The following is a 7,903-nucleotide window of genomic DNA, read 5'->3' as shown; positions in this document are numbered from 1 at the left end:
GATTTTATTGAATATTTACTAAAAAGCCAGATCGTGTTTTTACTTGGTAAAGATCAGATCTTTAATGACTCGCAGATCAGCCAATTACTAAGCAAAAAATGAGCTTTCGACTTATACACAGTTTAACCACTGCTTTACTCACAAAAATAGTGGTGTAGATCAACTTTTTACTAACTAAATTATAAAGTTATGCACCGAGAGCATGACTAAAATGCACAATAAGTTAGTATGGATCTGATCTATAGTTGGTACAGATCAGATCTATGCTAACTTAAGAGCTGTTTATCCACATGGAGTTTTAAAAAAGCGATTTATGTCGTGTTAAATCGCTTTAAAAAGGTGATTAACACGACATAATTTGAACTGAGTTAGTAAAATCGCGACCTATCAACTATAACTTAGTAAAAATCTGATCTGAAAATCAGCAATTACGAAACAGTTAGTATAAAACTGATCCGAAGAAATAAATTATGATCGGATCAAGTTTATACTAACTTAAACATTTAACTTTTGAAGTTTTATGTGTTGTTATTAACTGTCGAAGAAAAATTGGAAATAAGAACAATGAGCCGAAAGGTCAACATCTCGGTAGATAACTTACCCGATACATTACGCGGGCAGATCCACGGGGTGGAAAGTGCAATAGATAATGAAAGTCTTGCACTATTTACAGACAACAAAGATGTGCGTGTTTCAATTGAAAATGCTGCACATGGTTTGAGAGCTTACTCAAATACATTTAATCATTATGATCTATGGGGACGATTTGTCCGTTCTGGTCATAAGAAGCTTCCGGTTGAAGAAGCACCAAAGAAAACCATCGTTACACGAAAAATCTCTGAAAAAGTAGACGGCATTCTATATGATGGTGAAATCAAAATTACACCTGCGGTAGTAAGCACAAGAAAAGATGGTGAAGATGTTGAATATCTTGTTTGGCCATCAGATCGTGAAGAAAAGGTCGAACGTGCCTTAATTCGTTTAGCCTCTAAAGGGAAAATTGTAAAAATCAATTTTAAGTCTGGTATTCAATACGCAGTTGTTTTTTCAATGAATGAATTAGCACAAGAGCTGAAAGCTGTTGGCCAGTCGATGCCTTATCCGCAAATCAAAGAATCATTAGAAGCATTACAAGGTTCTAAGCTTTCTTTTAAATATTCAGCAACAGATACTCGTAACTCTGATATTGATGACTCATTTTACGAATCGAACATGAACTTTTTATCGTCACTTCATTTTAGTGGCAAAAAAGGTCAGGGTGGTAACGTAAAATGTGTAGCTTGTTTAAATGCCTTCGTTCATAACATGATCGATAATCTTGAATACAAAGGTTACTACTTTAATAGTGCTCAAGAATTAAAACGTGGTTTATCTCGTTGGATGATGCTTCGTTTATATCATTTATGGCGTTATGCGGCACCGGGTAAGACCTACCATTTCCGACTATTATCGATTATGGAAAAATATGGCTCTATTTATTCAACAGACGAAATTACCGAGAATAAATTAAAAGCTTTGCGTCGTGATATGACAACGACAATGAAAGACTTAATTGAGAAAGGTGCAATCTCTGAATATAACATTACCAATGTCAAAGATGACAAAACGGGTAATATTATTGATTACACATATGAGATGCATCCATCTGATCAATTTTGTGATGAGATTCTTACGCTTAATAAGCATAACAAACGAATCGAAATTCAAGGTGGTAAGCGCATTGTTGAAAATGCTGTTTTAATCGATGAAGATAAAATTGAAGAAATAGTAGAAGACTAAATTTTTAAATACTGCTAACTATAAAGAAAAGGCCACATATGTGGCCTTTTTAACATAATCAATCTGTTACTTGTTCTAAGTAAAGTCTATCAACTAAGAAATCATATTCTCTTTTTCGAGGATGACTTTCTGGTTTTTGATAATCAGATAATGTACCAAGTTTTACATCTGGTTCTGGGTTTATCAAAATAAAAGGTAAAGCAGCACTAACATGATATCGGTTTTGAGCTGTATACCTTACATTAACTTGTGGACTAACTCTTGTTGGTCTACGAATTCGTAATTTTTCTTTATCACCTAAACTTGCAACACGACTTTGCTCTTGTGCAACTAGTGCTTGCCAAGAGTGTTGGTCTATCATTCTTGGATTAGAATAACTAGCCGATTTATCGAGCATTGCTAAGGCCATTTTTTTAGTTAGCGTTTTAGTTGCGTGTTTGTGCATCCAAGTAAAACGAACAGAGTAGGGCGATTCAGTTTCAAAGTGGATCTTACGATATGCAGCAAGTGTAATGAGATTAGGCACAGCATTGTGAACCGCTTCAAATCGCGCATCATTATTATCGATAGCTATTACACTATTTTTAAAATCAGCTTTTGCTTTATTTAACTGATTTATCCTTGCAATGAAATGTTGCTTATCGACATCTTTTAAAACTAATAAACCTGGATGTCTTTTTAATACTCGACTACTTAATCCTGTCTTTTTATAAAAATCACCAAATGAATTTAGAATTAACTTATGAGCATCATCACCTTCAATTTTTTGTACACTAATTGAAGAAGGGACTTTCTTTTCGTCGTTTATATCGATATCTGGCAATTGATAATATGATGCCTTATGAAAACCCACTTCCTTTAATTCTTCACAAAACAAATGAGTTAACTCACTTACTAAATCAAACTGACTGCGTATTTCTAACTTTGTACTCATAGGAACACATCTTACTTATTGTTGGCACAATTATAACCTTACCTCCTGATCTTTGATAGTTAATTATTATTAGTTTGCTGACCTTACTCAATAATTAAATAATGTATGATGTGTTCCTTATACTCCAGTAGTACAAGTTTTTAATTTGATCAATGTAGTACTTAAAAAGTATATTTTAAGCATGTAAAGCTGAGGTTACAGTTACGCTTCAGATAAGTAAGATGTGTTCTTGCGTTATGCGGTAACGAATAACGTAACCAAAAAAGTGTAACTGACTGGTTTTGAACAATAAAATGTTGAAACCCTAATTGTTAATATCGAAACTATTTATCAAATAACGAAATAATCGTAAATAGCTGAATATTGTCCTTGAACTTAGTACGTGCAATAAGTTAGTTTTCGTTAACGGTCTATGTTAGGAATGAGGAAAGAACATGCAATCGTGGAACCCAGACAGCTGGAGAAAACTGCCGATACTTCAGCAGCCAGAGTACCCAGATCAAGAAGCCCTAAAATCTGTTGAAGGGCAATTAAAAAGCGCACCACCTTTGGTATTTGCCGAAGAGACGCGTAGCTTATACAAACAACTAGAAGCTGTATGTGAAGGTAGAGCCTTCTTATTACAGGGTGGTGATTGCGCAGAGTCATTTAGTGACTTTAATGCCGCAAATATCCGCGATACATTTAAAACACTTTTACAAATGGCCGTTGTTTTAACTTATGGTGGTAAATGCCCTGTAGTTAAAATTGCGCGTATGGCAGGTCAGTACGCTAAGCCTCGCTCATCAGATTACGAAACAATCGATGGTGTTTCATTACCTTCGTACCGTGGCGATATCATCAATAATTTTGAATTCACAGAGCAAGCCCGTGTACCTGATCCACAGCGATTGATGACTGCATATCATCATAGTGCTGCAACACTAAATTTATTACGCGCATTCGCGCAAGGTGGTTTAGCCGATTTACATCAAGTAAATCGCTGGAACATGGGCTTCGTTGCTGCAAATCCACTTAAAGAGAAATACCAACAGCTAGCTGACAGAATTCAAGATGCGCTTGAATTTATGGAAGTGTGTGGTATCGACTCAACCGTTGCGCCGAGCTTAAAAGAAACAGACTTATTTACATCACACGAAGCGTTGTTATTAGGCTATGAAGAAGCTCTAACACGCCGTGACCACTTATCAGGTGATTGGTACGATTGTTCCGCACACTTTGTCTGGATTGGTGAACGTACACGTCAACTTGATCATGCACACATCGAATTCTTTAAAGGCATTAAAAATCCAATTGGTGTGAAAGTTGGCCCAGGTATGGAACCAGATGAGCTAATCAAACTTATCGATGCAGTTAACCCAGATAACATTCCAGGTCGCTTAACGTTAATTACACGAATGGGCGCTGATGTTCTTCCAGAGAAACTACCGGCACTTGTACGTAAAGTACAACAAGAAGGCCGTAAAGTTATTTGGAGCTCAGATCCAATGCATGGTAATACTGAGAAAGCGAGCTCAGGTTATAAAACACGTAGCTTTAATAATATTCTTCGTGAAATTAGCCAGTTCTTCGCAGTACACAAAGCTGAAGGTTCATACCCAGGTGGTGTTCACCTTGAAATGACTGGCCAGCACGTTACTGAATGTACTGGTGGTGCGTATGGCTTGTCTGATGAAGATTTAGCACAACGCTACCGCACACAGTGCGACCCACGCTTAAATGCGGATCAAGTATTAGAACTAGGTTTTTTAGTTGCTGACTTATTAAAAGACGCTCGTAAGTAACAGTAAGTTATCCAAAAAAAGGCTGCACATTGCAGCCTTTTTTAATGTCCGATACTAAAATAAGTTAGTACTTACGTCTTTCAAGTCCAGTATCAGATATAATCTTTGCAGAAATTTCTTCTACTGAATGATGAGTTGAATTTAAAAATTGAATCTTCTGCTTTTTATAAAGCATTTCTACTTCACGCACTTCAATACGACACTGTTTTAAAGACGCATATTTTGAATTTGCCATTCGACGCTGACGAATATCGGCAAGGCGAACAGGGTCAATCGTTAGACCAAATAGTTTATGCTTGTAAGCTTTTAAACACTCAGGCAGGGAGCCTCTTTCTAAATCATCTTCTGTTAGCGGGTAATTGGCAGCTTTAATACCATATTGTAATGCTAGGTATAAACTAGTCGGTGTTTTACCGCTTCGGCTAACACCCACTAAAATAATGTCGGCTTCAGAGTAGTTTTTAATGTTAGCGCCATCATCATTGGTCAACGCATAGTTAACCGCATCAATACGAAAATCATAACTTTTCTCGTGCATTGAATGCGTTCTATGAACCTTAGGTACCGGCGCAACTTTTAACTCTTGAGAAATTTTATCACTGTATTGTGATAAAAAGTCATAACACACCGCGCAAGACGATTTAATAATTTCACTTAGCTCGTGGTTTACAAAAGTGAAGAACACGAGTGGCTGTTCTCCATCACGTTGAGCAGTTGAATTAATCAAGTTTTTAACTTCAATTGCTTTTTTTTCTGTTTCAACAAAAGGAATTGTTTTGTGATTAAAATCAACAGGAAACATAGATAAGGTCGCATGACCAAAGACTTCAGAGGTGATTGCTGTTCCATCAGAAATATAAAATGCAGTTCTCATATTTAACCTTTTTATTACCTTTATCTGCAAAATAGGGGCTTCACGGTTTACGTGAGGTCTGTTGCCAGTGTAGAATGACTATGACCTTTTTAGAAGGTTTTCTTTCTTAACTCTCACAGTTAGTACTACAATTTGTTTATGGAGAAAGATCCGTGCAAGAATACGTTCTCTGGTATCAAGAGCTTGGTATGCAAGATGTTCCTCGTGTTGGCGGTAAAAACGCTTCACTAGGTGAAATGATCTCAAACCTAGCTAACGCTGGTGTTCAAGTGCCAGGTGGTTTCGCTACAACCGCTGATGCATTCAATGAGTTTCTAGAGCAATCTGGTTTAAACTCAAAAATCCACGATATTTTAGACACATTGGATGTGGATGATGTAAATACACTCGCTAAAGTCGGTGCCGAAATCCGCCAATGGATTATCGATACACCATTCCAACCAAACCTAGACCAAGCCATCCGCGACGCATATAGCCAACTACACGGCGACGCATCACAAGATGTTTCATTTGCAGTTCGCTCATCTGCTACAGCAGAAGACATGCCAGACGCTTCATTCGCAGGACAACAAGAAACGTTTTTAAACGTACGTGGTATTGATTCAGTAATGACTGCAATCAAACACGTGTTTGCCTCACTATTTAATGACCGCGCTATTTCTTACCGTGTTCACCAAGGTTATGACCACCGTGGTGTTGCACTTTCAGCTGGTATCCAACGCATGGTTCGTTCAGATAAAGCAGCTTCAGGTGTTATGTTCAGTATTGATACTGAATCTGGCTTTGAAGATGTTGTATTTGTCACTTCAAGCTATGGTCTTGGTGAAATGGTTGTACAGGGTGCTGTAAACCCAGATGAATTTTATGTTCATAAACCAACTCTTGCTAACGGTAAACCAGCGGTAGTTCGCCGTAACATTGGTTCAAAAGCAATCCAAATGATTTACTCAGCGGATGAATCACATGGTAAGCAAGTTGAAATTGTTGACGTAGATTCGTCACTTTCAAACAAATTCTCAATCACAGATGCTGAAGTTCAAGAACTTGCAAAGCAAGCTGTTATTATTGAAAAGCACTACGGTCGTCCAATGGACATCGAGTGGGCAAAAGACGGCAACGACGGTAAACTTTACATCGTTCAAGCACGTCCAGAAACAGTTCGTTCAAACGAAGATGCTAACGTTATGGAGCGTTTCCAATTAAATGGTACAAGCACAGTTGTTGCTGAAGGCCGTGCAATTGGTCACAAGATTGGTTCAGGTACTGTACGCGTACTAGATTCAATTGATGAAATGGACAAAGTACAACAAGGCGACATTCTAGTTACTGACATGACTGACCCTGACTGGGAGCCAATCATGAAACGTGCCGCTGCGATTGTTACAAACCGTGGTGGTCGTACATGTCACGCGGCAATCATTGCTCGTGAATTAGGTATTCCTGCAGTTGTTGGTTGTGGTAATGCAACTGATTTAATTAAAGCAGGCCAAGATGTAACTGTATCGTGTGCCGAAGGTGACACAGGTTATATCTACGAAGGTATTTTAGATTACGAAGTACTTACTTCACGTGTTGATGAAATGCCAGAGTTACCAATGAAAGTTATGATGAACGTAGGTAACCCTGATCGTGCATTTGACTTTGCACGCTTACCTCATGCAGGTGTTGGCCTTGCGCGTGTTGAATTCGTAATCAACCGTATGATTGGTGTTCACCCTAAAGCACTTCTTAACTTTGATGCTCAATCTGACGAGCTAAAAGCTGAAATCTCAGAAATGATGGCAGGTTATGAATCACCTGTAGAATTCTATATTTCTAAGCTTGTAGAAGGTATTGCAACACTAGGTTGTGCGTTTGCACCTGAGCGTGTCATTGTTCGTATGTCTGACTTTAAGTCAAACGAATATGCAAACCTTGTTGGCGGCCAGCAATATGAGCCGGAAGAAGAAAACCCAATGATTGGTTTCCGTGGTGCAGCACGTTATATCTCTGAAGATTTCCGTGACTGTTTCGCGTTAGAGTGTGAAGCGATTAAACGTGTTCGCAACGAAATGGGTATGACTAATATTGAAATCATGATCCCATTTGTTCGTACGCTTGAAGAAGGTAAGCGCGTTATTGAATTACTTGAAGAACATGGCCTAAAACGTGGCGAAAATGGTCTCAAAGTAATCATGATGTGTGAATTACCATCAAACGCGTTACTTGCAGATGAGTTCTTAGAATATTTTGATGGTTTCTCTATCGGTTCAAACGACTTAACTCAGTTAACATTAGGTCTTGACCGTGACTCAGGTTTAATTGCGCATCTATTTGATGAGCGTAACCCTGCAATCAAGAAACTATTATCAATGGCTATTCAAACTGCTAAAGCAAAAGGCAAATATGTAGGTATTTGTGGTCAAGGTCCTTCAGATCATGAAGACTTTGCAGCTTGGTTAGTTGAGCAGGGCATTGATTCTGTTTCTCTAAACCCTGATACAGTATTAGAAACTTGGTTATATCTTGCTAAGAAATTAGCCGACTAAGTAC

At 38.0% G+C, this 7,903-nt stretch carries 5 protein-coding genes; 3 read left to right on the top strand and 2 right to left on the bottom strand.

Annotated features, from left to right (window positions below; all coding sequences use genetic code 11):
* Positions 1-564 precede the first annotated feature (564 nt).
* On the top strand, positions 565-1,779 hold the full coding sequence (locus L1D51_RS19545) for a hypothetical protein (RefSeq protein WP_054563104.1): 1,215 nt from the start codon (positions 565-567) through the stop codon (positions 1,777-1,779).
* Between the two features lie 58 nt (positions 1,780-1,837).
* On the opposite strand, the gene L1D51_RS19540 is transcribed toward L1D51_RS19545, so the two are convergent.
* Positions 1,838-2,713, bottom strand: coding sequence for a DNA replication terminus site-binding protein (locus L1D51_RS19540; protein ID WP_054563103.1), 876 nt, complete (start codon positions 2,711-2,713; stop codon positions 1,838-1,840).
* Positions 2,714-3,147: 434 nt separating this feature from the next.
* On the opposite strand from L1D51_RS19540, the gene L1D51_RS19535 reads away from it, so the two are divergent.
* Entirely contained in the window at positions 3,148-4,497 is a 1,350-nt protein-coding gene (locus tag L1D51_RS19535; RefSeq protein WP_239964566.1) for a class II 3-deoxy-7-phosphoheptulonate synthase, read from the top strand.
* A gap of 64 nt (positions 4,498-4,561) precedes the next feature.
* Here the strand turns inward: L1D51_RS19535 and ppsR are convergent, their stop codons facing one another.
* Entirely contained in the window at positions 4,562-5,371 is an 810-nt protein-coding gene (ppsR, locus tag L1D51_RS19530) for a posphoenolpyruvate synthetase regulatory kinase/phosphorylase PpsR (RefSeq protein ID WP_239964565.1), read from the bottom strand.
* A gap of 152 nt (positions 5,372-5,523) precedes the next feature.
* On the opposite strand from ppsR, the gene ppsA reads away from it, so the two are divergent.
* The gene (gene ppsA / locus L1D51_RS19525) at positions 5,524-7,899 is read left to right on the top strand and encodes a phosphoenolpyruvate synthase (protein ID WP_054553332.1); all 2,376 of its coding nucleotides are present in this window, start codon (positions 5,524-5,526) and stop codon (positions 7,897-7,899) included.
* The last annotated feature ends 4 nt before the right edge of the window (positions 7,900-7,903 follow it).

It is taken from the genome of Pseudoalteromonas shioyasakiensis (assembly GCF_022398475.1).
Lineage (GTDB): Bacteria > Pseudomonadota > Gammaproteobacteria > Enterobacterales > Alteromonadaceae > Pseudoalteromonas.
Note: the sequence above shows the minus strand (reverse complement) of the source record. Positions and strands in the feature narration are given on the sequence as shown.